The organism is Microbacterium sp. NPDC077644 (assembly GCF_040702785.1).
In the GTDB taxonomy this organism is placed as follows: domain Bacteria; phylum Actinomycetota; class Actinomycetes; order Actinomycetales; family Microbacteriaceae; genus Microbacterium.
This window is the reverse complement of record NZ_JBFBME010000001.1, coordinates 906263-933025: the sequence shown is the minus strand read 5'-3', so window position 1 is coordinate 933025 and position 26763 is coordinate 906263. Positions and strand designations below refer to the sequence as shown.

Sequence of the window (26763 nt, the reverse complement as noted above, 5' to 3'; positions counted from 1 at the left end):
CGCCGCTACGCTGAACTCCATGACGCAAACCCCGCGCACCCCCACCGCCATCGACAAGATCGCCGACGAGTGGGTCGACACCCTGGCAGACCTCGACCCGACGCTCGGCACGTACATCGGCCGCGACGCCGGCAACGACCGCTACGGCGACCTCAGCCCGGAAGGGCACGAGCGCCAGGTCGAAGCGGTGCGCAAGACCCGCGCTGCGCTGGCTGCGGCATCTCCTGTCGACGCCATCGACGAGGTCACGAAGACGGATCTGCTGAGCGAGCTCGACCTCGAGCTCGAGTTCGACGATGCCCGATGGCACCTGCGGGACCTCAACGTGATCGCCTCCGCGGCGCAGGACGTCCGCCAGGTCTACGACCTCATGCCCACGGCCTCCGCCGGCGACTGGGAGGTCATCGCAAAGCGCCTCGCCGCGGTGCCCGATGCGCTGCGCGGCTATGCAGCAACGCTGCGCGAGGGCATCGACCGGGGCGTCGTTCCCGCCAGGCGCCAGGTGACCGAGGTCGCAGCCCAGATCATGCGCTACACCGCCGACGACGGATTCTTCGCCTCGTTCGTCGCCGAGGCCGCACCCGACGAAGGCGGTCTGCCGGCATCCCTCGCCCGCGACCTCGCGGACAGCGCCGCGGCCGCCCGCGTCGCCTACGACGAGCTGCGCACATTCCTGACGACCACGCTCGCCCCCGCGGCATCCGAGGTCGACGCCGTGGGGCGCGACATGTACGCGCTGAACTCGCGTCGCTTCCTCGGCGCGAAGATCGATCTCGACGAGACCTACGAGTGGGGCCGTGAAGAACTCGCCCGCATGGTCGCCGAGCAGACCGCGATCGCGAACGAGATCCTCCCCGGCTCCTCCGTCGAAGAGGCCGTCGCCCACCTCGAAGCCGACCCGTCACGCAAGCTGCACGGCACCCACGCCCTGCAGAAATGGATGCAGGAGACCAGCGATCGCGCGGTCGCCGAGCTGGCCGCCACCCACTTCGAGATCCCTGAGAAGATCCGCACGATCGAGTGCATGATCGCCCCGACCCAGGAGGGCGGGATCTACTACACGGGTCCCACGGACGACTTCTCGCGGCCCGGCCGCATGTGGTGGTCCGTGCCGGAGGGCGTCACCGAATTCGACACCTGGCGCGAGCTGACGACGGTGTACCACGAGGGCGTCCCCGGGCATCACCTGCAGATCGCGCAGGCCGTGTACAACCGCGCCGAGCTCAACTCGTGGCGCCGCCTCCTCGCCGGAACGTCCGGTCACGCCGAGGGCTGGGCGCTGTACGCCGAGCGCCTCATGCAGCAGCTCGGCTACCTCGACGACCCCGCCGACCGCCTGGGCATGCTCGACGGGCAGCGCATGCGGGCCGCTCGCGTCGTCCTCGACATCGGCGTCCACCTCGGCAAGGAGCGGCTCGACGGGTCCGGTGTCTGGGATGCGGACTACGCCCTCGAGTTCATGCGGCAGAACGTCAACATGTCGGACGAGTTCGTGCAGTTCGAGGTCAACCGCTATCTCGGATGGCCGGGGCAGGCCCCGTCGTACAAGGTTGGCCAGCGCATCTGGGAGCAGGTACGCGACGCCTACCGGGCCGAGCAGGGCGACGCATTCGACATCAAGACGTTCCACAAGCGGGCGCTCGATCTCGGCGGTGTCGGGCTCGACACGCTGCGCACCGCGCTCGTGAAGAACTAGCCGATGACCGAGGCCGTGCCTTCTCGGGCGACGCTCGCGCACAGGCTCGACGACCTGCCCTTCACCCGTCGGCACCTCAGGCTGCTGACCGGCTCGGGTCTCGGGTGGGCCCTGGATGCGATGGACGTCGGACTGATCTCGTTCATCCTCGCGGCACTCGCCCAGCAGTGGGACCTCACGAAGGCCGAGAGCGGATGGATCGCCTCGGTCGGTTTCATCGGCATGGCGCTCGGCGCGAGCCTCGGCGGGCTGCTCGCCGACCGGTTCGGCCGGCGGCAGATCTTCGCGATCACGCTGCTCGTGTACGGGCTGGCGACAGGCGCCAGTGCGCTCGCGGGCGGCGTGGCGATCCTGCTCGTCCTGCGGTTCTTCGTCGGCCTGGGTCTCGGCGCGGAGCTGCCCGTCGCCTCTACCTACGTCAGCGAGTTCGCTCCAGCCCGCATCCGGGGCCGGCTCATCGTCATTCTCGAGGCGTTCTGGGCGGTCGGCTGGACGGCGGCGGCGCTGATCGGATACTTCGTCATCCCCGCATCCGACGACGGCTGGCGGTGGGCGTTCGCGCTCGGAGCCGTGCCCGCGGCATACGCACTGCTCGTGCGCTGGGGCCTGCCCGAATCGCCTCGGTGGCTCGCCTCCCGCGGGCGGTTCGCCGAGGCCGACCGGATCGTCGGCACGTTCGAGACGGATGCCGGCGTCATCGCGAACCCAGCACCGGCCACAGGGTCGACCCGGGTCATCGCCGCGACGGCCGCTGCACGCCTGGGCACCCTGTGGTCGGCCGAGTTCCGCGTTCGGACGCTGTGCATCTGGCTGGTCTGGTTCTGCGTGAACTTCGCCTACTACGGCGCGTTCATCTGGATCCCCAGCATCCTCGTCGATGCCGGCTACGACCTCGTGCGCTCGTTCGGCTTCACGCTGATCATCACGCTGGCACAGTTGCCGGGGTACGCGGTCGCCGCCTGGCTGATCGAGCTATGGGGCCGTCGGATCACCCTGTCGGTCTTCCTGGCAGGCTCCGCCGTCTCGGCGGTGCTCTTCGGCACGGCGGGGGAACCTGCGGCGATCATCGCCTCCGGCATGGCCCTGTCGTTCTTCAACCTGGGCGCATGGGGCGCGCTGTACGCCGTGACCCCGGAGATCTATCCCACATCGCTGCGCGGCACGGGATCCGGCTGGGCAGCCGGAGTGGGCCGGATCGCCTCGATCGTCGCTCCGCTGCTCGTGCCCGTCCTCCTCGGCCTCGGGGGAGCGCCGCTGCTGTTCGTGGTGTTCGCGGCCTTCTTCGTCGTGGCCGCCGGTGCAGCCTGGGGCCTCGTCGATCGTCGCGGGCAGGCGCTCGACGACAGGTGACGCCCGCTCGCCCCGGCGGCAATAGGCTGGGGAGGTGAGTGGTGTGAGGTTCGTGGCGATCGGCGATTCGTTCACGGAGGGCGTCGGGGACGAGCTTCCCGACGGTCGCGTGCGAGGCTGGGCCGACATCGCCGCGCAGGGTTGGGCGGATGCCGCAGGGCACCCGATCCAGTACGCGAACTTCGCCATCCGCGGGAAGCTCGCCTGGCCGATCGTCGAGGAGCAGCTGGAGCCCGCTCTGGCTCTGCGACCGACCCATCTGTCGTTCAACGGCGGCGGCAACGACATGCTCCGGCCCCGCACCGACGTCGAGCACATCGCCGACACGTTCTCGCGGGTGCTGCGCCGCTGCGACGAGCAGAGCGTCACGCTGATCGTCCTGTCAGGCGCGAACCCCGCGGGTCAGCTGCCGATGGGTTCTCTCATCCAGCGGCGTGGCGACGAGCTCTCTGCCGCCGTGCTCCGCCGGATCGCGGACCGTCCCGACGTCATCCGTGCGCTGAACTGGCCGGATCGCGAGCTGTCGAGCGGTGCGTACTGGTCGGAGGACCGTCTGCACATGAACGCCAACGGCCATCACCGCGTGGCGGCCCGCGTGCTCAGCGCTCTGGGATACGAGCCGCCCTCCGAGTGGTGGGCTCCGGCCGCGGAGCGCGACGGTGCGCAGGGGATGGCGTACTACCGCCAGCACGTCGGGCCCTGGGTGCGGCGCCGGCTGACCCGCACCTCCTCGGGCGACGGCCGCACGCCGAAGTTCCCGACCTGGGTCGAACGGGCGCCGCAGTGATGCGCGTGCGCGGCCGCCGGCTCCCGCGCAGGATCGCGCAGCTTCTCATCGGGCTCTTCCTCTACGGCGTCGGCATCGCGTTCATGGTGCGCGGAGAGATCGGCGCAGCACCGTGGGACGTGCTGACGCAGGGCATCGCCACGCACGTGCCGTTGACGTTCGGCGTGATCACGATTCTCACGAGCGTCGTCGTGCTGCTGCTCTGGCTGCCGCTGCGCCAGCGGTACGGCATCGGAACTCTGCTGAACGCGCTGCTCGTGGGGCCGTCGGCCGATGTCGGACTGCTCCTGATCCCGACAGGGCAGCCGCTCTGGCTGCGCATCGGGTTCTTCGTCATCGGACTCGTCGTCCTCGCCGCCGCCACCGGAATGTACATCGGGGCGCACTTCGGCCCCGGTCCCCGCGACGGCCTGATGACCGGGCTGCACAAGCGCACCGGGTGGCCGATCTGGGCGGTTCGCACGGGCATCGAAGTCGTCGTCGTCGCTGTCGGCTGGGCACTGGGAGGCAACGTCGGTGTGGGCACGCTCGCCTTCGCGCTGCTCGTCGGACCGCTGTGCCAGTACTTCCTGCGGATCTTCGCGATCCGCCTCCCCGCTGATCGGACGAGCGTCACCGCATGACCGACTTCGAGATGGCGCGGATCCCGGCCGGATCCGTGAGACTGCACGATGCGCGGCGCAAGGAGCATCGCACCGTCGAGCTGGAGGCGTTCGAGATCGGCGTCTACGCCGTCACGCAGGAGCAGTTCGCGGAGGTGCTCGGGGTCGCTTCGCGGCATCCCCGACGTCCGGCATCCGATCTGAGCTGGCTGCGCGCCGTGCGATTCTGCAACGCGGCATCCGAGTGGGAAGGCCTCGATCCCGCCTACACGTTCGACGGCGAGGACGTCACGTGGCACGTCGACAGCGACGGCTATCGACTGCCGACCGAGGCCGAGTGGGAGTACGCCTGCCGCGCGGGGTCGACCGCGCCGCATTACGGTCGGCTGCCCGAGATCGCATGGACCGCCGCCGACGGCGTGAGGACCCCGCAGGACGTCGGGGGACGGATGCCGAACCTCAACGGTCTGTTCGACACGCTCGGCAACGTCTGGGAGTGGTGCTGGGACCTGCTCGACCCTGCACGCTACGACGAGTACCGCGTGTTCCGCGGCGGCGGCTATGCGGATGATGCCTGGAGCGTTCGCGCATCCGTGCGCCGCGGCGGCGCGCCGCGCATGCACCACGAGGACGTCGGCATGCGTCTCGCCCGAGGCGGCTTCGATTCCGAGAGAGAGGCGCAGGGATGGTCTGCGGCGGTGGATGCTGCGCGCGCCGTGTCCGGCAGCGAGCTGCCGTTCGGATGGACTCCGCGCGGACGATGACAGGACGAGGAGAGAGAACATGAACGCAGACTTCGGGCTGATCGTGTCGCAAGGCCGGGTCGCCGATCGCACGGATGGCGCACTGCGCGGAGCACGCGCGACGGCGGACGCGCTCGGCGACTACCTGGGCATCGAACCGCGCGTCGTCGGAACGCCGTCGCCGATCCTCACCGATGACTGGAGCGCGGCGCTCCCCGCCGCCCACGACACGCTGACAGGCCTACGCGACGCACTGGGCACGGCGTTGGATGCCGGCGAGACCCCGCTCCTGATCACCAACACCTGTGCCGCGAGCCTGGGCACGCTGCCGACCGTGGCCGCGCGGCACCCGGACGCCGTGTTGCTCTGGGTCGACGCGCACGGCGACTTCAACACCCCGGAGACGACCGAGTCCGGCTACCTGGGCGGGATGGTGCTCGCGGCGGCATGCGGTCTCTGGGACAGCGGCCACGGCGCCGGGCTCGATCCCGAACAGGTCATCGTTGTCGGAGGCCGCGACATCGACAAGGCGGAGGCCGAGCTGCTCTCAGCGGCCGGTGTGCGCGTCCTCCCACCGGCGCCCGACGTAGCACAGAGCGTCGCTGAGCTCGTCGCGGGTCGCGATGTGTGGATTCATGTCGACTGGGACGTCCTCGAACCCGGTTACATCCCCGCCGCGTACCGGGTGCCGAACGGGCTGCTGCCGCATCAGATCGCCGCCCTGTTCTCGGCGCTGCGCGAACAGGTCAGGGGAGCGGAGCTCGCGGAGTTCGAGTACGGCGATCCCAAGGTCCCCGAGCGCGTCAGCCTCGAGCTGATCCTCGAGACGTTCCAGGCCCTGCTGCACTGACGCGATGCGCGACGCGCCGTGGTGAACCGTTGCACCGCGCCCGTGTTCCTGCCATCATCCTCGCAGGGCGAATGCCCGTGAGAGACGTGCCGTTCGACGGCACCGGGAAGGAATGGCCATGAGCATCGGCTCCGGAATCGTTCTGTTCGTGATCGGCGCGGTCCTCGCGTTCGCGATCAACGTCGAGGTCGAATGGGCGAACCTCGACATGATCGGCTACATCCTCATGGGGGCGGGCGCGCTCGTGTTCATCATCGGGCTCATCCTCGTCGCGCGTCGTCGGCAGACGAACTCGGTGACGCAGACCTCCGTCGACCCGGCATCGGGTTCTCAGACGACGCGGCGCACCACGAGCGGACCGGACGACGCTGCGGGCCTCTGACCCGCGTCACCGCGAACGTGGGCGACGTTCCTGATCGAGTCCCATCCGGATGCGAGTCCGTTTGCGCTCGACGATGATGAAGGTCATTCCGAGGAGCCACAGCGGCACCTGGGTGAGGAACGCGAGCCTGAACGCATCCAGGGAGTAAGTCGCCGGCGTGCCCGCGCCCTGCAGATCGAGGGCGACGCCGATGAGGAAGACTGCGCACAGGGCGGCGATGAAGCCGCCGGCATTCGTCAGACCTGTCGCGGTGCTGAGGCGGTGGGCCGGGTTGTGCGTGCGGGCGTGGTCGAAGGCGATCATGGATGCCGGTCCGCCCGATGCGAGAGCGATGGCGAGGATGTACAGCAGCCACAGCGGCGCAGGTCCGGGGTACGCGACAACGGCCACCCAGGCGATCAGCTGGACGGCGACCGTCGGGAGCACAAGCGCGATCGACCGCCGGTTCGGAATACGTCGTGAGAGTTCGCCGAGCACCGGGCCCAGGAGCATTCCGACAGCGACATATACAGAGATCAGCGTTGCCGCCTGGGCGGGGGAGAGGCCCTCGCCTGCCGTGAGGAAGGGCATTCCCCACAGGAGCACGAACGCGGTGCCGGCGAAGGGCGTCGCGAAGTGCGACCAGAACGCCAGTCGTGTCCCCGGATGGGCCCACGCCGCCCGGATGCCGACACCGGTGTCGATGGCCGAGGTGACGACTCGCACGACGCCTGTCTCTGTGTTCACGCTGACGTCGGCGGCTGCTTCCGGAGGGCGATTGCGGATCACGACGAACACGAGGATGGCGAACAGGACGCCGAGCCCGGCGATGCTTCCGAAGGTGATGGTCCAGGTCGTGGCGTGCAGGAGCGCCGCGACAGGGATGAGTGCGACGAGCTGCCCGGCCTGTCCGATGACGCCGGTGAGCTGCACCATCAGCGGGCCGCGCTGGGCGGGGAACCAGGTCGCGACCAGTCGCAGCACAGCGGGGAAGACCATGGCGTCACCGGCGCCGAGCAGCACACGGGCGATGATCGCGATGCCGATGCTGGGGGAGAGGGCCATGGTGAGCTGACCGGCTGCCATGAGCGCCATGCCGAGGGTGATGATCGGTCGCGCACCGTAGCGATCGAGGAAGACGCCGATGGGGATCTGCATCCCGCCGTAGACGGCGAGCTGCACGACGGCGAAGAGCGATAGCGTCGCGGCATCCGCGTCGAAGCGCTCCGCGGCGTCCACGCCGACGGCGCCCAAGGAGGTGCGGTTCGCGATCGCGAGCACGTACGCCGCGACGCCGACGGACCAGATCAGCCAGCTGCGCCACCCGGGAGTCGGAGCGGGGGAGCGGATGACGTCGGGCACTCCTCTACGCTACTCCCGCACCGGACCGACCAAGCGCCGTCCGTACAGGCACAGTTCGGGGGAGTCGCCGATCCGCAGGCCGGTCGCGAACGGCGTCCAGCCCTGTCGCAGGTAGAAGAGCTGCGCGCTCTCGGCATCCGCGTAGGCGCTCAGCACCGCAGTCATGTAGGGCACGTCATCGAGGAGTGCGTGCATCAGACCCTGCGCGATCCCGCGTCGGCGATGGGCGCCGGCGACGGCCAGTTCCTCGATGACGAACGCCTCGTCACCGAACCAATCATCGCGCGTCCGGGCATCCAGCTGCGGGACGATGCGGTCGCGCCACCAGTCGCCCTCCGCGATCCCCGTGCCGAAGGCGAGGCCGATCACCGCGCCTTCCTCGAGCGCGAGCACGAGCCGGAAGTCGGGTCTGGTCTCTCGACGATTGCGCACGCGGTCGAGGAAGGTCGCGCGGCTGCGGTCGGGATCGTCGTGGTACGGCGGTTCCGCGAACACGGCCGCGTACACATCCGCAGCCCGCCTGAGCTCATCATCTGATCCGGTCCACACGCGAACGTCCATCCCGCGATCGTATCGAGCAGAGCATTCGGGGCGACCAGCTGGAAGGACAGGGAACGGATGAGCGATCGACGTCGACGTCGCGCTACTGTGGCGATCATGGACGCCATTCCGGATCGTCGACTCGGCCCCGCGGCGAACGTGCGCAACGCTGCAGCACGTTTCGGGCGCGATGCGGTCGTGGAGTGGTGCGAGGAGCTGCTGGAGGGGAGCGCCGTGGACGACGATCCGCGGTATCCCGATATCGCCTGGCTGTGCGGAACGATCGGATGGCCCGAGCACTGGGCTCGCGTCTGGGGCGCACGCGGCCTTCTCCACATCGGAGCGCCGACTCGTCCCGAGGTCGTCCTCGACGCTCTGGAGGATGATTCCTGGCGCGTACGGGAGATGGCGCTGAAGGTCGTCGTCCGGCACGAACTGGATGACCCGCACGCACGCATCACCGCGCTCGTCGGCGATGCGAACGAGCGCGTACGGCACCAGGCGCTGCGCGCTCTGGGCGTTCCGCCTTCTGCTCGGTGAGCTGCGGCGAACCGTGAGTGGGGAGCGGTTTCATTGACTGATCTGACATAATGTGCATTATCGGTGCTACCATCATCGTGCTCGCGAGCCATGAGCACGCCGGCCGGCCCCTGCACACCATGGACATGGACGTCGACGACGCCGGCATCCAGCAACTCGCGTTCCAGGGACTCCGCCGTGTGGAAAAGTCCGGCCGGGAATCTCAGTCGCGTCGACGGAACGCCGTCTCGCAGCAGCGCGATCCATTCGTCGGTGTCGGCGGCAGCGGGATCTCGCGTCAGGAAGATCTGCCCGAACGCGTTATATCGCGAGATGGCGCCGGCGAACATCCACCCACCCGCGGCGGTCACCCGGAGCGCCTCGCTGATCGCGCGACGACGGTCGGAGGCGTCACGCAGGTGGTACAGCGGTCCGAGCATCAGCGTCGCGTCGAACGAAGCGTTGTCGAACGGAAGATCGCGTGCGTCACCCAAGTGCGCGTGGATGCCCAGGTCCGCGGCGGCGCCCTCCGTCTCCGCCTGCTCAGGCCCCGACGTACTCGGCGAGGTGCTCCCCCGTCAGCGTCTTCTTCTGGGCGACGAGGTCGGCGGGCGTTCCCTCGAACACCACCCGACCACCGTCATGGCCCGCGCCGGGACCGACATCGATGATCCAGTCGCCATGCGCCATGACGGCCTGATGATGCTCGATGACGATGACCGTCTTCCCGGCATCCACGAGCCTGTCGAGCAGCCCCAGGATCTTGTCGACGTCCGCCAGATGCAGCCCTGAGGTCGGCTCGTCGAGCACGTACACGTCGCCCTGTCCGCCCATCTGAATCGCGAGCTTCACGCGCTGACGCTCGCCGCCCGACAGGGTCGAGAGCGGCTGGCCCAGGGAGAGATAGCCGAGGCCGACGTCGTCGAGACGCTCCAGGATCGCCACCGCAGCCGGGATCTTCGACTCCGGTTGCGCGAAGAACTCGCGCGCCTCGGCGACCGGCAGATCGAGCACCTCGGTGATGTCCTTGCCGCCGAGCTTGTACTCCAGCACCGCCGCCTGGAACCGCTTGCCGCCGCAGTCCTCGCACGGCGTCTCGATCGTGTCCATGAAGCCGAGTTCGGTGATGATCACGCCGGAGCCCTTGCAGGACGGGCAGGCGCCCTCGGAGTTCGCGCTGAACAATGCGGGCTTGACGCCATTCGCCTTGGCGAACGCCTTGCGGATCGGCTCGAGCATTCCGGTGTACGTCGCCGGATTGCTGCGGCGCGAGCCCTTGATCGCGCTCTGGTCGATGGCCACGACGCCCTCGCGACCCGCTACCGAACCGTGGATCAGCGAGCTCTTGCCCGAGCCGGCGACCCCCGTCACGACCGTGAGCACGCCCGTCGGGATGTCGGCGTCGACGTCCTGCAGGTTGTTCGCGGATGCGCCGCGCACCTTGATCGCGCCGGTCCCCGAGCGAACGGACGACTTCAGCGTCGCGCGATCATCCAGATGGCGACCCGTGATGGTGCCGCTCCCGCGCAGGCCCTCGACCGTCCCCTCGAAGCAGATCTCCCCTCCCCCGCTCCCGGCGGCAGGACCCAGGTCGACGACATGATCGGCGATCGCGATCGTCTCGGGCTTGTGCTCGACGACGAGCACCGTGTTGCCCTTGTCCCGAAGCTTGAGGAGCAACGAGTTCATCCGCTGGATGTCGTGCGGATGCAGCCCGATCGTCGGTTCGTCGAAGACATAGGTCACGTCGGTCAGCGACGACCCGAGATGACGCAGCATCTTGATCCGCTGCGCCTCTCCCCCGCTCAGCGTGCCGGACGGACGCTCCAGGCTGAGATACCCGAGGCCGAGCGTCACGAACGCCTCCAGATTCGCCTTGAGCGCGTCCAGCAGCGGACCGGCACCGGGCAGGTCCAGACCTTTCACCCACGCCGCGAGATCGGTCACCTGCATCCGGCAGGCGTCGGCGATGCTGATGCCTGCGATCTTCGAGGAGCGCGCTCCCTCCGTGAGGCGGGTCCCGTCGCATTCCGGACAGGTCGCGAAGGATGCCACACGTTCGACGAATGCGCGGATGTGCGGTTGCAGCGCCTCGAGGTCCTTCGACAGCATCGCCTTCGTGATCTTGGGGATCAGGCCCTCATAGGTCATGTTTATGCCGCTGATCTTGACCTTCGTGACCTCGCCGTAGAGGAAGAGGTGCCGCTGCTTCTCGGTGAAGTCCTTGATCGGCTTGTCGGCCGGGTAGAAGCCCGACTGCGAGAAGCCCTTCACCATCCACCCGTCCGCCGTGTACCCGGGCACCATGATCGCCCCCTCGTCCAGCGACTTCGACTCGTCGACGATCTGCGCGAGATCCAGGTCGGAAACGGCACCCCTGCCCTCGCACCGCGGGCACATGCCGCCGAGGTAGATGGCGTCCTTCACGATCTTCTTCTCACCGCCGGGCCCCGTCATCACGCCGCTCGCCTTCTGCGTCGGGATATTGAACGAGAACGCCGTCGGTCCGCCGATGTACGGCTGTCCGAGCTTGGAGAAGAGGATGCGCAGCATCGCATTCGCGTCGGTCACCGTGCCGACGGTCGAACGCGGGTTCGCCCCCAGACGCTCCTGATCGACGATGATCGCCGTGGTGAGCCCTTCGAGCACGTCGACGTCCGGACGCGGTACCGAGGGCATGAAGCCCTGCACGAACGCGCTGTAGGTCTCATCGATCATGCGCCGCGATTCTGCGGCGACGGTGTCGAACACGAGCGAGCTCTTCCCCGAGCCGGAGACCCCGGTGAAAACGGTCAATCTGCGCTTGGGGATGTCGACGCTGACGTCCTTCAGGTTGTTCTCGCGAGCCCCCTGGACGCGGATCAGATCGTGAGAGTCAGCGGGCAGCAGGGCATCGGTCATGCGAAAGATCCTCCCACGCACCTCCCCCCATCGGGGACGTGCACCGCGCTACGCTGTGCACATCGTTCACAGGATCTTCTCAGAGAGGCGCACGTCATGTCTGAATCGCTCACCGAGCCGAAGTCGCTGTTCACATCCATCCGCGTCACGCTCGCCGTCTCCGGCGCGATCGCCCTCATCGCCGGCATCGTCCTGCTCATCTGGCCGCTCAAGACCGCCGTCATCGTCACCGGCATCATCGCCGCCTATCTGATCATCGCCGGAATCGTCTACGTCGGTCTGGGCATCTTCTCCGGCAAGAAGGGCGGCTGGGCGCGCCTGGGGCACATCCTGCTCGGCCTCCTCTACATCGCCGCCGGCATCATCGCCTTCACGAACCTCGCGGCCGCGACCCTCACGCTCGCGGCCGTGACCGCGATCTTCCTCGGCGTCAGCTGGATCTTCGACGGGGTCGTCGCTCTCACGCTTCTGAACAAGGACGGCTCGCGGGCCTGGACGATCATCTACGCGATCCTGAGCATCGCGGCCGGTGTCATCGTGCTGTTCGCGCCGCTGCTCGCCGCCGCCGCACTCTGGTGGGTGCTCGGCATCACGCTGGTGGCGCTCGGCATCGTCCAGATCGTCCGTGCCATCACCCTCGGCAAGGACGCGGCGAAGCTCACCGCCCCGAGCGCACCGGCGGACGAGGCGAACCTCGGAGCCTGAGCGCTCGGCTCCGGCGCCTACTCCCCCGCGAAACCGCTGACGTCGCCGACGAGGCGCGTGTTGTCGGCCGGAACAGGATCGACGGCTGCCTGCGCGACCTCGGCGGCGAACTCGGAGACGTTGTAGAGACGCCCGGCGTCCTCGCGACGTGCGGAGATCGCGCCGGGGTTGGCCCGCTCGAGCAGCGTCGCCGTGATCGTGCCCTCGATCATGTCGCCCGAGACGACGGTGAAACCGATCCCCTGCTCAGCAAGCGACGGGATGTGCTCGCGCAGGGCGTCTTCTCCTGCGCGCTTGGACAGCGCGACCGGCTCGTACTCGGGCATGGTCGGCGTCGTGCGGATGAAGTGGGCCTGGTGACTCGTCACGAAGACGACGCGAGACCCCTCGCCGAGCAGCGGGCGCGCGGCGCCCAGCACGTTCAGCTGCGCGTCGCGGTTGAGGGTCAGGGCGTAGTCCTCCGCCATGCCGGACTCCATGCCGCCGGAGGCGTTGAGCACCAGGATGTCTAGACGGCCGAACTCCTGCTGGACCTGCTCGAACATCGCGGCGACGGATGCCGGATCGGTCAGGTCGGCACCGACTACCAGCGCCCGGACGCCCAGCTCGCGCAGCTGGGAAGCCAGCTTCTCGGCACGCGGTGCCTTGTTGCGGAAGTTGATCACGACGTCGGCGCCCGCCTCGGCGAAGTAGCGGACGGTGTCCGCTCCGATCCCTCGGGACGAACCGGTGACCAGCGCGACCTTTCCGGCCAGAGAACCTGCGGGCAGAACGTCGGTCACGGTGACTCCTCATACGTGGTGAAGGCCGCGGAGAACACGGCCACTTCACTTTAGCAACGGGGCGATGCGCGCCGCCGATCGGGCATCGGCGCGTGATAGGTTGACCGCAAAGGAGGGCGCCATGAACGACGCATCCGTCTTCATCGAGCTGGTCACGGAATGGGCGTGGATCGGCTGGCTGGTTCTCATCGCCGTGTTCCTCGTCATCGAGATGCTGACGCTCGACTTCACGTTCCTCATGCTCGCTCTCGGCAGTGTCGTCGGCCTCATCATGGGCCTGGTCGGTCTGCCGCTGTGGGCGCAGCTGATCATCGCCGCCGCCGCCGCCGCGCTGTTCATCCTCTTCATCCGCCCTCCCCTGCTCCGGCGTCTGCATCGCAGCGAGGATCCGACGAAGTCCAACGTCGACGCGCTGATCGGCCTGCGCGGCACCGCCCTCGCTGACATCACTCAGGTCACCGGTCAGGTGAAGGTGAGCAACGGCGACACCTGGACGGCGCGCGCCGAGAGCGGCGTGACGATCCCGCTCGGATCGCCCGTGCTCATCACAGCGATCAACGGCGCGACAGCAGTCGTCCGACCTGCCAACGACTAGACCGCCCTACGACGAGGAGAACCCCCGTGAACGACGCATCGTTCATCCCGACAACGATCGGCTGGATCCTTGCGATCGCCGTCATCATCTTCGTGGTGGTGACCGTCGCACGATCGATCCGCATCATCCCCCAGGCGACCGCCGGCGTCGTGGAGCGCCTCGGCCGCTACCACAAGACCCTCACACCCGGCCTGAACATCCTCGTGCCGTTCATCGATCGGCTGCGTCCGCTCATCGACATGCGCGAGCAGGTCGTCTCGTTCCCGCCGCAGCCGGTGATCACCGAGGACAACCTCGTCGTCTCGATCGACACGGTCGTCTACTTCCAGGTGACCGACGCCAGGGCCGCGACCTACGAGATCGCGAACTACCTGGGCGCGGTCGAGCAGCTCACGACCACCACCCTCCGAAACGTGGTGGGGGGACTGAACCTCGAAGAGGCCCTGACCAGCCGCGACGAGATCAACGGTCAGCTGCGCGTCGTGCTCGACGAGGCGACCGGCAAGTGGGGAATCCGCGTCGGACGCGTCGAGCTCAAGGCGATCGACCCGCCCCTGTCGATCCAGGACTCGATGGAGAAGCAGATGCGCGCCGAGCGGGACCGTCGCGCAGCGATCCTCACCGCCGAGGGAACCAAGCAGTCCGCGATCCTCGAGGCGGAGGGTGCGCGGCAGGCCGAGATCCTGCGCGCCGAGGGCGACAAGCAGGCTGCGGTGCTGCGCGCACAGGGTGAGGCCGAGGCGATCCAGAACGTGTTCGCCTCCATCCACCAGGGCGCCCCGGATGACAAGCTGCTCGCGTACCAGTACCTGCAGATGCTGCCCAAGATCGCCGACAGCGAGTCGAGCAAGCTCTGGATCGTTCCGAGTGAGCTCACCGAGGCGCTCAAGGGCATCGGCAGCGCCTTCACGCCGCGTCCCGGCGGCCAGACGCCCCCGACCGGCGCGTGACGCACCCGTACTTCACGAAGGTACGACACCCGCGCATCCTCGCCCACCGCGGTCTCGCCGTGGGCGAGGGCACCGGGCCGATCGTCTGGGAGAACACGGCGGGCGCGTTCGCCGCGGCGCACGCGGCCGGCGCCGAGTACGTCGAGACCGACTGCCAGGTGACGGCCGACGGCGACGTCGTGCTGTTCCACGACGACGACCTTCAGCGTGTCGCCGGCGACCCTCGCCGCGTCGACGAGGTGCGGACGGCGGAGCTCGTCGAGATCTTCGCTCCGCACGGCGGCCTCCTCACGGTGGCGGAGATGCTCGAGGCCTTCCCGGAGACGCGCTTCAACATCGACGTGAAGACGGATGCCGTCGCCGCTCCCCTGGGCCGGATCATCGCCCCGCATGCGGAGCGCGTGCTCCTGACGAGCTTCTCGGATGACCGGCGGAGGCGTGCGATCGCGTCCGTCCTGGATGCCGGGGCGACGATGCGGCCCGCGACCTCCGCCGGGCGTTCGAGCATGATGCTCATGCGACTGCTCACGGCGCTGCGGCTCTCGCCGGCGCGCGTTCTGCGCGACATCGACGCCCTGCAGATCCCTGAGACCTACGGCCCCGTCCGTGTGCTCACGCCGGGTCTGCTGCGGGCCGCCCACCGGCACGATGTCGAGGTCCACGTCTGGACGGTGAACGACCCCGATGACATGCAGCGCCTCGTCGCATTCGGCGTCGACGGCATCGTCACCGATCGGGCGGATGTCGCGCTGCGGACCCTGAACTGACCTCCGCTCGGCGAGGGCTGGGATTCGACTGTGAATCCCGCCGTGATCGCTGGAGCGTTGAGCGCGCGCACAGGCGAGAGCGGTATACCTGAGGTCGACGAGAGGACCACACAATGGCAGATCGCAGCCTGCGCGGCATCCGACTCGGCGCCCAGAGCCTACAGAGCGAAGAGGGCGTCGTGTTCATGGAACGCCGCGAGACCACCTACAAGTGCGACACCTGCGGCAGCACGACATCGCTGATGTTCGCCGCAGACGCAGAGCCCCCGCAGAAGTGGGAGTGCCGCTCCTGCGGCGCCGAGGCCGTGCTCAGCGTCGACGGCAAGACGATCACCCCGGATGCCGCCGACGAGAAGACCGCACGCACGCACTGGGACATGCTGATGGAGCGCCGCACGCGCGCCGAGCTCGAGGAGCTCCTCGAGGAGCGTCTCGCGTTCATCCGCGCACGCCGCGGAGCAGGGGAAGACCCCACCCGCGAGAAGATCGGCGCCTAGCGGCGCCGGGCGCGCCACCACCCGACGAGGAGCGCGCCCAGACCGCCCCAGAGCAGCACCTGCTGCACCCAGGGGCCGAGGATCACACCAGCGGTGAGGCCGGAGCGGAGCTCGACATTCTCGAGCAGGGCTCCGGCCTCATCTGCGTCCAGGGACGCGATCGTCCGCCCGCTCGGGGTGATCATCTGACTCGTCCCGACCGTGGAGATGTTCACGACGCTGCGGCCGGTCTCGATCGCCCTCATCCGGGCGAAGGCGAGCTGCTGCAGATTCTCGTCCGTGCCGCGGAAGTCGGCGTTGTTCGTCTGGAAGACGAGCACCTGCGCGCCGCCGGAGACACCCTCGGCGATCACCTGGTCGTAGATCACGTCGAAGCAGATCGCGAGCCCGACCGGCACGCCGTCCACCTCCACCAGCGGCGCATTGGTGCCGTGGGAGTACTCGCGGCCGATCAGGCCGATGAGGTCCGGCACGATCGCGTTGTAGAACTCGCGGTCGGGCACGTACTCGCCGAAAGGCACGGGGAAGCGCTTGTCGTGCGTCTGCTCGGCCGTGCCGTCCTGCTGCCACAGCATGGAGGTGTTGAAGAACTCGTCACCGCGAGCGGTCGCCGCGTTGGCGAGCAACGGCGCATCGACACGATTGGCGATGAGGGTCATGCGGCGAGCCAGGGATTCGTCCTGGAACGGGTCCCCGCCGAGGCCCCCCTCCGGCCAGACGAGCAGATCCATGTCCTCGCCGTACAGCGGCTGGGTGGCATCGGTCTGCGCCTGGACGACGGCGTACGGCTCTCGATCGTCGAAGTAGCCCGTCGGACCGTTCCCCTGCACGGCGCCGATGCGCATGGTTCCCGCATCCGCGGTGGGAAAGGTCGGAGTGGCGAAGAGCACGAGGAGCACGACCGCCGGTGCGATCAGGCGCACCGGGCGCCGCCAGAGGCGGAGGCGCGCGCTCTCGATCAGCATCGCGACGGCGAACACCATGAGGAAGCTCAGCCCGCTCACGCCGACCCACGACGACAGCGCGGCGAGCGGGCTCTCGGACTGCGTCATCCCCAATCGGGCCCAGGGGAACCCTGTGTACGGCCAGGAACCGAGCAGCAGCTCTCTGAGCACCCACAGCGCCCCCACGACAGCCGGAAGCAGCACGAGACGCGCGAGGGTTCCGGGGAACGCCCGGGGAATCCACCGGTACGCGAGCGTGATGAGGGTGACGGCGACCGCCGTGAGCGCCGCTTCCAGAGACGCCAATGCGGCCCACGGGATCACGCCCAGGTAGCGCGAGGTCCACGACACGAGCAGGAAGAAGAACACCGCGCCGTAGGCGAGCCCGACGAGCATCGCCGCCCAGAACCGGCGCCCGATGAGCGCGAGCAGCAGCAGCCCTGCAGCGGGGAACGCGAGGATCCACGCGCCGACCGACGGGTACGCGAGATCCATGAGCCAGCCGGCGAGAGCCGCGACCGGGACGGCCGCCCACAGCGGCAGCAGGGCGCGCCGTCGTGCGGGCTCAGCGGGAGAGGTCGATGGCATCCGTACCGGCCTCACATCGAGGAGTACGCGACGATGCCGCGGCGCACGCCGTCCAGGGCCTGCCGCGCCATGCGCGCGATGCCGAGGTCCTCGGCGACGATCGAGAGCTGATCGAGCAGATCGATGGTCTGCTTCGCCCAGCGGACGAAGTCTCCTGCGGCCATGTCGGCATCGACGAGGACGCGATCGAGCTGAGCACCGCGTGCCCACGAGTGCATCGCACCGGCGAGTCCCGCCGCGAGCGGCTCGCTGCCCGGCAGGCTGTGCGCCTGCTCGAGATCGTCGAGCTCCGACCACAGCTCGGCGGTCTTCTCGTATGCGCTGCGGAACGCTCCGCGCGGCAGTCCGCGCTCCCCCGCCCCGGCCTCGTCGCGTCGGGGTTCGTAGACCAGGCAGCATGCCATGGCGGCGAGCGAGGGCGCGTCCAGCCCCTTCCACAGCCCTTGACGCAGCGACTCGGCCACGAGCAGGTCTCGTTCGCCGTAGATGCGGCGCATGGTGCGCCCGGCATCCGTCAGGGCCGTCTCGTCGCCGTCACCCGTGACGTAGTCGAGAGCGGCGAGCACCTCGACCACCCGGTCGAAGACGCGCGCGACGGTTCCGGTGCGGTTCTCGATCTGACGCCGCGTCCGATCGGTCTGCCGCTTGAGCTTCCAGTACCGCTCCGCCCAGCGGGCATGCGCCTCGCGGTCGGGGCAGCGGTGGCATCCGTGCCGCTGCATCCTCGTGCGCAGCGACTGGATCTTCTTCAGGCGCTTGTCGCGCGCGGCGCGAGGCCCGTGCGCGTCCTGCTTGTTCTTCTTCTCGAGGTCGCTCAGCTCGCGACGGATGCCGGCGTAATCGAGGAAGTCTCCGTGCTCGCACGTCATCGCCTTCAGGTATCCCTCGAGCGAGGCCTCGGCCTCTCGGACCTCACGGGCGAGGCCGACGACCGCGCGATCGGCCTGGAACTGAGCGAACGACGACTCGAGGATCTGCCTGGCGCGCGGGCGGCCGAACATGTCGATGAGGTTCACGGCCATGTTGTACGTCGGCCGGAAGCTGGAGTTCAGCGGGTAGGTGCGGCGCGAGGCGAGGGCTGCGACAGCCTGCGGGTCCATGCCCTCGGTCCACTGCACGACCGCGTGGCCTTCCACGTCGATCCCGCGGCGCCCTGCGCGGCCGGTCAGCTGGGTGTACTCCCCCGACGTGATGGCGACGCGCGCCTCGCCGTTGAACTTCTCCATCTTCTCGAGGACGACCGTTCGCGCGGGCATGTTGATGCCCAGCGCCAGGGTCTCCGTCGCGAAGACGACCTTGACGAGTTTGCGGCGGAACAGCTCCTCGACGACCTCCTTGAACGCCGGCAGGAGCCCTGCGTGGTGGGACGCCACGCCGCGCTCGAGATTGTCGAGCCATTCGAAGTAACCGAGGACGCCCAGGTCCTCATCCTGAAGCGTGCGCGTGCTCTCCTGGACGAACTCGCGGATCTCGCGCCGCTCCTCGGGTGTGGTCAGCCTGATGCCGGATCTGCGCACCTGCTGCACGGCGGCGTCGCAGCCCACGCGGCTGAAGATGAAGAAGATCGCCGGGAGCAGATTCGTGCGCTCGAGGAGCTGGATGACGTCGGGCCGGTCCATCCGCTCGATCCGCTGCGCGTTCGCCGATCGCACGGGTCGGCGGCCCCCGCGCGGAGGCCGCTGCGCCTGACGCCCGGCGTGCCGTGCGCTGCTGTACGACTGGGCCTGACGGTTGCTCTCATATCGCGACCCGGTGAACGAGCGGATGCGCATGAGCTCCTGGTTCACCGTGGCCGTCGCGACGCCGGCGCGGTCGTCGAACAGCGGCAGCAGGTCGTCGCGGACCAGCACGTGCTGCTCGAGCGGCACGGGGCGGGTCTCCGAGACGATCACCTCCGTGTCGCCGCGCACGGTGTCGAGCCAGTCGCCGAACTCCTCGGCGTTCGACACCGTCGCGCTCAGCGACACGAGCCTGACCGACGAGGGCAGGTGGATGATCACCTCTTCCCACACGGCGCCCCGGAAGCGGTCGGCGAGGTAGTGCACCTCGTCCATCACGACGAAGCGCAGACTGCCCAGCGCCGCCGAGTCCGCGTAGATCATGTTGCGCAGCACCTCGGTAGTCATCACGACGATGCGGGCGTTGCCGTTGATGTTCGTGTCGCCGGTGAGCAGCCCGACGTTCTCGGCGCCGTAGACGTCGACGAGCTCGCGGAACTTCTGGTTCGAGAGCGCCTTCATCGGGGTCGTGTAGAAGGCCTTGTCGTTCGGCGTCTGCATCGCGAGGTGGATCGCGAACTCCCCGACGATCGTCTTGCCCGCGCCGGTCGGGGCCGCGACGAGCACGCTGTTGCCCCGCTCGAGCGCGTGGCAGCCCTCGATCTGAAAAGGATCGAGATCGAACTTCTGGCGCGCCGCGAACGCGGCTGTCTGCGGGTGCGCCGCGGCGTCGCGCGCGGCCGCGTAGCGTTCGGCGGGAGAGCTCATGCGTCCGTTTCCGGGAGGAGGCCGTCGGGTCCGGCGCGTTTGCGCCGTCTGCGGTCGAGAAGGAGAGAGAGGAGGCTCGCGGCGAGGTAGAGCACGATGAGGATGCCGGCCAGGAGCAGCATCGAGAAGATGTCCGCCGCTGGTGTCGCGATCGCGGCGAAGAGCGAAGCGACCAGGACAGCCCATCGCCAGCCGCCGAGCATCGCACGACCGGAGAGAAGCCCCGCGAAATTCAACGCGACCATGAACACCGGCAGGACGAATGCGACCCCGATCACGATGATGAACTTGAAGATGAAGTCGTAGTACTCCTTGGCGTTGAAGTAGTTCACGCCGCCCTCGGGCACGAAGTTCGACATGATCTCGATGACGTGCGGGGCGACGAGGACCGCGACGTACGCACCCCCGAAGAAGAGCGGGATCGCGGCGCCGACGAACGAGACCGTGTAGCGGATCTCCTTGCGCGTCAGCCCCGGCATGATGAACGCCCAGATCTGCCAGAGCCACACGGGAGCTGACAGGAGCAGACCGATGGCGAACGAGATGCGCAGCCGCAGGTCGAACGCGGATGAGACGCCTGAGAAGACGAACTGCGCGAAGGGCGTCTCCGTTCCGCGTCTGGCGTCCAGGATCCTGATCGGCTCAGTGATGTACCAGATGATGGGATCGGTCACGAAGAACGCGATCACCATCCCGACCGCGAGGCCGATGACGGCGATGATCAGCCGTCGCCGAGCTTCCTTCAGATGCGCGCCGAGCGACATCCGTCGGTCGCGTCTGCCCTCCGATGATGCCGGTGCGTCGAGCTCGGTCACCGGCTACGAACTGCGTGGAGGCGTGTCCTGATCGGCGGGACGGTCGATCGGGGGCTGAACGGTGCTGGTCGGCTGCGGCTCCGCGGCGGTCGACGTCGCCGATTGCGCATCGTCCTCCTTCATCGCCTTCATCTCACCCTTGAAGACGCGCGCCGACTGACCCATGCTCTTCGCGAGTGCAGGAAGCTTCGCAGCACCGAACAGCAGCAGGATGATGATCAGGATGATCCACAGATGCGGACCGGCGAATAGGTTACCCATGGATTGCTCCTCGATTGGGGCGGCGTGCTGTCAGTCTACCCGGGCATCCTTCGTCACGGGTTCGCGTACAGGGCGAGTCCGGCCGCGGCCCAGTCCCGCGTCGCGGTGCGTGCGACGTGCGGCTCCGAGACCTCGAGCTGCCCGCCGAAGCGTCCGGCGACCCGTTTGATGGCGCGCGGGTCGGACAGGCGGATGCGGACGATCACGTCGTCGCCGTCGTCTGTCGCGTTGTCCGCGCGGACGTAGTCGCCCAGCAGTGGCACGAGGCGCCCGGGGATGCGCACGGTGACCTCGGAGTCGGCATCGCCGGTACCGAAGCCGTCCGGCACCGGCGCGTCGGCGTGCGTGATCGGGATGTCGGTCAGTGCGGGCTCGCTCACCCGGTCGAGGTGGAACGTGCGCATGGCCTTGCGGAGGTGGCACCAGCCCTGCAGGTACCACTGGCCGTCGGTGATGAGCACCTGGACCGGATCGACCGTGCGCGTCGTGGGCGCGACATCCGGCGCGTGATAGCGGAACGAGACCGCGACGCCCTGGTTCAGCGCTGACGCGACCGCGTCGCGCACCTCGTCCACCGCGCCGGGGGCGATGACGACCTCGGCAGGAGCGTTCGCCGCTGCGCGCGCGAGCTTCGCCAGCAGGCCCGCGACCAGTCCGGAGTCGGAGACGGCGGGAACCGCCGCGACCATCTGGAGCCCTGCGAGCAGCGCAGCCGCCTCCCGTGCGGTGAAGCGGGGCACGCGGCGGAGCCCGACGTCGTTCGTGATCTCGATGACGTCCTCGTCGTCGAGAAGATCCCAGTTGATGTCGAACAGCTCGTGCGGCTGCTGCCAGTAGCCGCTGTCGCCGGGCAGGCCGATGACCGTGAGCTTCTCGATCATGCCGCGCATGTCGGTCGTGGACACCGCGAACTCGCGGGCCGCCTCCTCGAGCGAGACCTGTCCGCGCTCAAGGAGATACGGCACGAGCGTCAGGTACGCGCGCACGCGATCCGCAGCGAGCAGGGGCTTGGGCTTGTCCGCCATCACTCCCCCTCCCCTGCGTGGGCGGCGACGATCGCCGTCAGCCGCTCGATCACCGCGTCGCGCAGCTGCGGCGGATCGACGACCCTGACCTCGGGACCGTAGGACGCGAGCTCGTCGGCGAGGATGTGCACGTCGACGTAGGGGATGCTGAACCCCTGCGTCGCCGGGGTCGCCCGACGCCCCAGCCGCAGCGCCGCCTCGGTGCCGGGTGTGATCTCCAGAAGCGCCGAATGGCGTGCTGCGACCTCTTCGAGGCCTGCGAGGGCGCGCTCCCCTGCTCCGTCGCGGAGCGAGGGGTCGAAGCTCTTGCGCGTCGACGACACCTCGCCGACGATCCGACTGAGGAGGAACGTGCGCTCTCCGTCGGCATTCTGGTCGATGCCGTACACGTGCCAGCGGGCCTCGAAGTCGAGCAGAGCGAGCGGCGCGACGGTACGCGTGCGCGGAGCGCTCTCACCGGGCTTGAGGTACTCGAACGTGACGATCCGGCATTCCTCGATCGCCGTCTGCAACGGGGCGAAACTGCTCTCACGCGTGGTGATCCGTGGGGCGAACCCGATGATCGGCTCATCGCCGTCGATCCCCAGCGCGCGGATCTTGCGGACGCCGGCCTGCGCATCAGCCGAGGCGGACTCCGCGCTCCAGACGCTTCCGGCCAGCTGCAGCACGGCGAGCTCGGCAGCGCTGAACGAGATGTCCTCCGGCAGGTCGTACTCGGCCTTCGGGATGCGGTACCGTGCCTCGCGCAGGTCGTTCGGGTCGCTCGAATCGCCGATCGTCTCGATCGGAACGCCGAGCGTGCGCAGCTCGTCCTTGTCGCGCTCGAACATCTTCTCGAGGGCGTCCGTCCTCGTGCCGGTCTCGGCGCGCTGACGATAGCCCGACACGCTGTCGAGGATCTGCTGCTTGGTCAGCCCGATCTCCGTGGCCATGAGCGCCACGACGAGATTCGTCTGACGCTCTTCAGGCGGGATCCGGGCGGCCATCACTGCTGCGCCGAGGCGGGAGGGTCGATGCCGAGGATGTCGACGACGAACACGAGCGTCGAGTTCGGCGGCACCGAGCCGCCGCCCTGCTCGCCGTATCCGAGCTCGGCGGGGATCACGAGCAGCACCTGCGAGCCGACGGTCTGACCGGCGAGTCCCTGGGTGAAGCCGGGGATGACTCCGGCCATGTCGAATGTGGCTGCCGTGCCCCGGTCCCAGGACGAATCGAACACGGTGCGCTCGTTCCACAGGACACCGGTGTAGTTGACGAGGATGCTGTCGTCTTCGGCGACCTTCTGCCCGTCGCCCTTGATGAGCGTCTGAACGGTGAGATCGGTGGGCGCCGAACTGTCGGGGACGATGACCCCGGGGCGCCCGTCGGCGGCACGGACCACGGTCGGCATGCCGGCGGCGTCGTTGTACTGCGGCGAGCCCTCGGCGCGGCTGGGGAACACCTTCACGACATCGAACACCGCCACGACGGGCTCGTCCGCGTCGAGGCCGAAGCCCTCGAGGTTCGCTGCGCCGAAGTCCTCGGGCGTGACGACGGACAGGACCCGGGAGCCCTCGGTCGCGCACTCGAGCGCCGTCCCGAATGCGGGCACGATCTGCTCCCAGTATCCGACGCTCGCCAGGCTCGCGCGCTCGTCGTCGTAAGCGGTGCCGGCGACCGGCTCACCGGTCTTGCCGGAGAACAGCGAGAACTCGAACACCGCGCTCTGGCTGGGGCTCGTCAGTGCGCGCCCGTCGCCGACCACGACGTCGCCGAACGTGCTGGACTCGCCGCCGACCGGCGTGAACAGCTCGACATCCGGCTTCGTGCCGATCTCGCCGGAGATGTTCGCGAGATCCTCGATGCCGGTGCTCGCGGCAACCCGGTCGCAGCTCGCGCCCTGATAGGCGGGCCCGGCGGTGCATCCCGTCAGGGCGACGACGGCGAGGGCGAGTGTGGCCAGAGCGGCTGAGGTTTTACGCACGCGCTCCAGTCTATTGCGCAGACCCGTCTCCGTCGCGCGACGCGGCGGCCCGGCGCGCGCCCTCGGCGGCCCTGGCCGCTTCCCGAGCACGTTTGCGCAGATTCTTGTCGGTGATGTCGCGGTCGCCGACAGCGCCTGGCGTCCACAGTTCGACGTCCTCGTCACCGTAGCTGGACTTCGATGCGCGGCGCTTGACCTCCGGCGCGATCGTCCCCGGTGCGAGGCGTCGCGCCGTGAGGAGGAATCCGGTGTGAGCGACCATCCGGTGGTCGGGGCGCACGGCGAGGCCCTCCACGTGCCAGCCGCGCACCATGGTCTCCGAGGCGTCGGGATCCGTGAAGCGTCCGGTGCCGCGGATGTACTCCGCGACGCGCGAGAGCTGGGTGGCCGTGGCGACGTAGCAGAGCACCACTCCCCCGGGCGTCAGAGCCTCGGCGACGACGTCCATGACCTCCCAGGGTGCGAGCATGTCGAGCACCACGCGATCGACGCTCCCGCCCGGAAGGGCATCGGGCAGGGCCGCCTGCAGGTCGCCGACCACGACGTCCCAGGTGTCCGGGGTCGCACCGAAGAACGTCTCGACGTTCGACCGCGCGACATCGGCGAAGTCGTCCCGTCGCTCGAACGACACCAGACGCCCGGCGGGACCGATCGCCCGGAGCAGCGACAGCGACAGCGCGCCGGAACCGACCCCGGCCTCGACGACCGTCGCCCCGGGGAAGATGTCCGCCTGCATGACGATCTGCGCGGCATCCTTCGGGTAGACGATCGCAGCTCCCCGCGGCATCGACATCGCGAAGTCGCGCAGCAGCGGCCGCAGAGCCAGGTACTCGTGGCCCGAGCTGTTGGTCACCACGGATCCGTCCGGCAGGCCGATCAGGTCGCGGTGGAAGAGCACGCCGTGGTGCGTGTGCATCTCGCCGTCAGCGGTGAGCGTGATCGTGTGCAGCCGGTTCTTGGGTCCGGTCAGCTGGACCCGGTCCCCTTCGCGGAACGGACCGCTGGGGCGCGATGCGGCGGTCATCCGCGCACCCCCGCGCTCGTGACCGCGGAGTGCAGGTCGATCAGGTCGGACGCCGTGCGTCCCTCGAGCGTCGGCCACAGCGCGTGGGCGCCGAGCCCGTCGAGCGGGACGATGTGCGGCACGCCGAGGGTGACGGCACCGGAAGCGAGGCCTGCGCGCAGCCCGGTCGGGGAATCCTCGATCACGAGCGCCTCGGCGATGTCGATGTCGAGGAGCCGCGCCGCCTTCAGATACGGCTCGGGGTGCGGTTTGGGGCTGTCGACCTCGTCGCCGGGGACGACGACGTCGAAGGCGGGGAAGCCGATGAGGTCGACGACGCTGCGAGCCATCCGGCCGAGCGACATCGTGACGAGCGCAGAAGGGATGCCGGCGTCCTGGAGGTCGCGGAGCAACTCCCGCGCCCCGGGCCGGAACGGCACGCCGCGCGTCTCGAGAAGCCGGCGCACAGCATCCGTGAGGTGGTCGACGATGGCGTCACCCGCCATGTCGACGCCCGCGGCTCGAAGGATCTCCGCGCTCTCGTCGAGGCCGCTGCCGACGAGCTGCAGCGCCTGCTCGTGCGACCACGTTCCGCCGAACGACTCGACCAGTGCGGTCTCCGACGCCATCCAGTACGGCTCGGTGTCGACCAGCGTTCCATCCATGTCCCAGAGGACTGCCTGCGGCTTCTGACTCACCCGACCATGCTATCCGGGGGATCCTTCGCGGCTGTCCGGCAGGGTGCACCGCCCGGAGCGCCAGGGGCGGACTAGCCTGGAGGGATAGCCGCATTCCGTCGTCGAAGGGAGAGACCGGATGGATGCACTCGGAGACCGCATCGTCGTGGTGGCCTTCGACGGCTGGAACGACGCCGGCGAAGCCGCCAGCGGCGCCGTCGAGGCACTGCGCGAGAGCGGCGACTACGAGCTCGTCCACTCCGTCGACCCCGAGCTCTACTTCGACTACCAGTACACCCGGCCGTCTTCGAAGATGGATGCCACGGGCAGGCGCGAACTGCGCTGGCCTGAAGCGGCGCTCTGGCGCCCGCGCGGCGAACCTGTCGCCGGCGCACCGGAGTTCTGGCTGCTGACCGGCGTCGAACCCGCCCGTACCTGGCAGGCGTTCGCGAACGAGTTCATCGACATCGCGCTCCGCGACGACGTCACCGGCTTCATCCTCCTCGGCGCCATGCTCTCCGACGTGCCGCACACCAGGCCGATCTCGATCTTCGCCGCGAGCTCCAACGAGCAGGTGCGCGAGTCGCTGGGCCTCGAGCGATCGCTCTACGAGGGCCCGGTCGGCATCCTCAGCGTGATCGAGCACTTCGCCGAGGGCGCAGGCATACCGAGCGCCACGCTCTGGGCGAGCGTGCCGCACTACGTCGCGTCCGCCGCCCCGTCTCCGAAGGCGACACTGGCGCTGCTCGACCGGCTCGAGGAGCTCACAGGCGTCGACATGCCGCGCGAGGGCCTTCGGACGGATGCCGCGACCTGGGAGGCCTCGATCGACGCCGCAGCGGCAGACGACGAGGAGATGACCGAGTACATCCACCAGCTCGAGCGCACTCGCGACACGTGGGATTCGCCGGAGGCGTCGGGCGACGCTATCGCGCAGGCATTCGAGCGCTACCTCCGCCGCCGCGACGACGGCCCCGGCGACCGCAAGAAGTAG

General features: G+C 68.8%; 27 protein-coding genes and 1 pseudogene. 14 read left to right on the top strand and 14 right to left on the bottom strand.

Annotation, left to right across the window (positions count from 1 at the left end):
- Positions 1 to 19 precede the first annotated feature (19 nt).
- From AB0269_RS04510 to AB0269_RS04480, 7 genes are all read left to right on the top strand, one after another.
- Positions 20 to 1696, top strand: a complete 1677-nt coding sequence (locus tag AB0269_RS04510; RefSeq protein ID WP_366210058.1) for a DUF885 domain-containing protein — start codon at positions 20 to 22, stop codon at positions 1694 to 1696.
- A gap of 3 nt (positions 1697 to 1699) precedes the next feature.
- The gene (locus AB0269_RS04505) at positions 1700 to 3046 is read left to right on the top strand and encodes an MFS transporter (RefSeq protein ID WP_366210057.1); all 1347 of its coding nucleotides are present in this window, start codon (positions 1700 to 1702) and stop codon (positions 3044 to 3046) included.
- Between the two features lie 34 nt (positions 3047 to 3080).
- Positions 3081 to 3833 (top strand): SGNH/GDSL hydrolase family protein, encoded by a 753-nt coding sequence (locus AB0269_RS04500; RefSeq protein ID WP_366210056.1) that lies wholly within the window; start codon positions 3081 to 3083, stop codon positions 3831 to 3833.
- Complete coding sequence (locus tag AB0269_RS04495; protein ID WP_366210500.1) at positions 3833 to 4456, top strand: hypothetical protein; 624 nt, start codon at positions 3833 to 3835, stop codon at positions 4454 to 4456. Before AB0269_RS04500 ends, AB0269_RS04495 begins: the two co-directional genes overlap by 1 nt.
- Positions 4453 to 5199 carry an SUMF1/EgtB/PvdO family nonheme iron enzyme gene (locus AB0269_RS04490; protein ID WP_366210055.1) on the top strand — a complete coding sequence of 249 codons (747 nt, stop codon included), beginning with the start codon at positions 4453 to 4455 and terminating at the stop codon, positions 5197 to 5199. The genes AB0269_RS04495 and AB0269_RS04490 overlap by 4 nt, the downstream gene beginning before the upstream one ends.
- Before the next feature lie 19 nt (positions 5200 to 5218).
- Entirely contained in the window at positions 5219 to 6028 is an 810-nt protein-coding gene (locus tag AB0269_RS04485) for an arginase family protein (protein ID WP_366210053.1), read from the top strand.
- A 118-nt stretch (positions 6029 to 6146) separates the two neighbouring features.
- Entirely contained in the window at positions 6147 to 6410 is a 264-nt protein-coding gene (locus AB0269_RS04480; protein ID WP_366210052.1) for a DUF6458 family protein, read from the top strand.
- A gap of 6 nt (positions 6411 to 6416) precedes the next feature.
- Here the strand turns inward: AB0269_RS04480 and AB0269_RS04475 are convergent, their stop codons facing one another.
- Together AB0269_RS04475 and AB0269_RS04470 are read right to left on the bottom strand one after the other, a co-directional pair.
- A complete protein-coding gene (locus AB0269_RS04475) occupies positions 6417 to 7751 on the bottom strand; it encodes an MFS transporter (RefSeq protein WP_366210051.1) in 1335 nt (444 codons plus the stop codon).
- Positions 7752 to 7760: 9 nt separating this feature from the next.
- Entirely contained in the window at positions 7761 to 8312 is a 552-nt protein-coding gene (locus AB0269_RS04470; RefSeq protein ID WP_366210050.1) for a GNAT family N-acetyltransferase, read from the bottom strand.
- A 96-nt stretch (positions 8313 to 8408) separates the two neighbouring features.
- Between AB0269_RS04470 and AB0269_RS04465 the strand changes: the two genes are divergently transcribed.
- On the top strand, positions 8409 to 8831 hold the full coding sequence (locus AB0269_RS04465; RefSeq protein WP_366210049.1) for a hypothetical protein: 423 nt from the start codon (positions 8409 to 8411) through the stop codon (positions 8829 to 8831).
- Between the two features lie 335 nt (positions 8832 to 9166).
- Here the strand turns inward: AB0269_RS04465 and AB0269_RS04460 are convergent.
- Both AB0269_RS04460 and AB0269_RS04455 read right to left on the bottom strand, forming a co-directional pair.
- Positions 9167 to 9343, bottom strand: a pseudogene (locus AB0269_RS04460) (class I SAM-dependent methyltransferase); the annotation flags it as partial.
- Between the two features lie 10 nt (positions 9344 to 9353).
- A complete protein-coding gene (locus AB0269_RS04455; protein ID WP_366210048.1) occupies positions 9354 to 11711 on the bottom strand; it encodes an excinuclease ABC subunit UvrA in 2358 nt (785 codons plus the stop codon).
- Positions 11712 to 11807: 96 nt separating this feature from the next.
- Here AB0269_RS04455 and AB0269_RS04450 point away from each other — a divergent pair, with 96 nt between their 5' ends.
- Complete coding sequence (locus AB0269_RS04450) at positions 11808 to 12416, top strand: DUF308 domain-containing protein (protein WP_366210047.1); 609 nt, start codon at positions 11808 to 11810, stop codon at positions 12414 to 12416.
- A gap of 17 nt (positions 12417 to 12433) precedes the next feature.
- Here the strand turns inward: AB0269_RS04450 and AB0269_RS04445 are convergent, their stop codons facing one another.
- A complete protein-coding gene (locus AB0269_RS04445) occupies positions 12434 to 13198 on the bottom strand; it encodes an SDR family oxidoreductase (protein WP_366210046.1) in 765 nt (254 codons plus the stop codon).
- A 121-nt stretch (positions 13199 to 13319) separates the two neighbouring features.
- On the opposite strand from AB0269_RS04445, the gene AB0269_RS04440 reads away from it, so the two are divergent.
- From AB0269_RS04440 to AB0269_RS04425, 4 genes are all read left to right on the top strand, one after another.
- Positions 13320 to 13793: an NfeD family protein gene (locus tag AB0269_RS04440; RefSeq protein WP_366210044.1), complete on the top strand. Its 474-nt coding sequence runs from the start codon at positions 13320 to 13322 to the stop codon at positions 13791 to 13793.
- Positions 13794 to 13819: 26 nt separating this feature from the next.
- The gene (locus AB0269_RS04435; RefSeq protein ID WP_366210042.1) at positions 13820 to 14743 is read left to right on the top strand and encodes an SPFH domain-containing protein; all 924 of its coding nucleotides are present in this window, start codon (positions 13820 to 13822) and stop codon (positions 14741 to 14743) included.
- Complete coding sequence (locus tag AB0269_RS04430; protein ID WP_366210041.1) at positions 14740 to 15510, top strand: glycerophosphodiester phosphodiesterase family protein; 771 nt, start codon at positions 14740 to 14742, stop codon at positions 15508 to 15510. Before AB0269_RS04435 ends, AB0269_RS04430 begins: the two co-directional genes overlap by 4 nt.
- A 113-nt stretch (positions 15511 to 15623) precedes the next feature.
- Complete coding sequence (locus AB0269_RS04425) at positions 15624 to 16007, top strand: RNA polymerase-binding protein RbpA (protein WP_366210040.1); 384 nt, start codon at positions 15624 to 15626, stop codon at positions 16005 to 16007.
- Here the strand turns inward: AB0269_RS04425 and lnt are convergent.
- From lnt to AB0269_RS04380, 9 genes are read right to left on the bottom strand one after another with little or no spacing between them, the layout of a single operon-like run.
- Positions 16004 to 17539, bottom strand: a complete 1536-nt coding sequence (gene lnt, locus AB0269_RS04420; RefSeq protein ID WP_366210039.1) for an apolipoprotein N-acyltransferase — start codon at positions 17537 to 17539, stop codon at positions 16004 to 16006. The genes AB0269_RS04425 and lnt overlap by 4 nt on opposite strands.
- Positions 17540 to 17550: 11 nt before the next feature.
- Complete coding sequence (locus tag AB0269_RS04415; RefSeq protein ID WP_366210037.1) at positions 17551 to 20025, bottom strand: DEAD/DEAH box helicase; 2475 nt, start codon at positions 20023 to 20025, stop codon at positions 17551 to 17553.
- Positions 20022 to 20789 (bottom strand): twin-arginine translocase subunit TatC, encoded by a 768-nt coding sequence (tatC, locus tag AB0269_RS04410; RefSeq protein ID WP_366210499.1) that lies wholly within the window; start codon positions 20787 to 20789, stop codon positions 20022 to 20024. The genes AB0269_RS04415 and tatC overlap by 4 nt, the downstream gene beginning before the upstream one ends.
- Positions 20790 to 20843: 54 nt before the next feature.
- Positions 20844 to 21101, bottom strand: coding sequence for a twin-arginine translocase TatA/TatE family subunit (tatA, locus tag AB0269_RS04405; protein ID WP_366210036.1), 258 nt, complete (start codon positions 21099 to 21101; stop codon positions 20844 to 20846).
- 53 nt (positions 21102 to 21154) lie between these two features.
- Entirely contained in the window at positions 21155 to 22126 is a 972-nt protein-coding gene (locus AB0269_RS04400) for a WYL domain-containing protein (RefSeq protein ID WP_366210035.1), read from the bottom strand.
- A complete protein-coding gene (locus AB0269_RS04395) occupies positions 22126 to 23112 on the bottom strand; it encodes a WYL domain-containing protein (protein WP_366210034.1) in 987 nt (328 codons plus the stop codon). Before AB0269_RS04395 ends, AB0269_RS04400 begins: the two co-directional genes overlap by 1 nt.
- Positions 23112 to 24089: an FKBP-type peptidyl-prolyl cis-trans isomerase gene (locus AB0269_RS04390; protein WP_366210033.1), complete on the bottom strand. Its 978-nt coding sequence runs from the start codon at positions 24087 to 24089 to the stop codon at positions 23112 to 23114. Before AB0269_RS04390 ends, AB0269_RS04395 begins: the two co-directional genes overlap by 1 nt.
- 10 nt (positions 24090 to 24099) lie before the next feature.
- Entirely contained in the window at positions 24100 to 25113 is a 1014-nt protein-coding gene (locus tag AB0269_RS04385) for a tRNA (adenine-N1)-methyltransferase (protein ID WP_366210032.1), read from the bottom strand.
- Positions 25110 to 25790, bottom strand: coding sequence for an HAD family phosphatase (locus AB0269_RS04380; RefSeq protein WP_366210031.1), 681 nt, complete (start codon positions 25788 to 25790; stop codon positions 25110 to 25112). Before AB0269_RS04380 ends, AB0269_RS04385 begins: the two co-directional genes overlap by 4 nt.
- A gap of 118 nt (positions 25791 to 25908) precedes the next feature.
- Here AB0269_RS04380 and AB0269_RS04375 point away from each other — a divergent pair, with 118 nt between their 5' ends.
- A complete protein-coding gene (locus tag AB0269_RS04375) occupies positions 25909 to 26763 on the top strand; it encodes a PAC2 family protein (RefSeq protein ID WP_175986363.1) in 855 nt (284 codons plus the stop codon).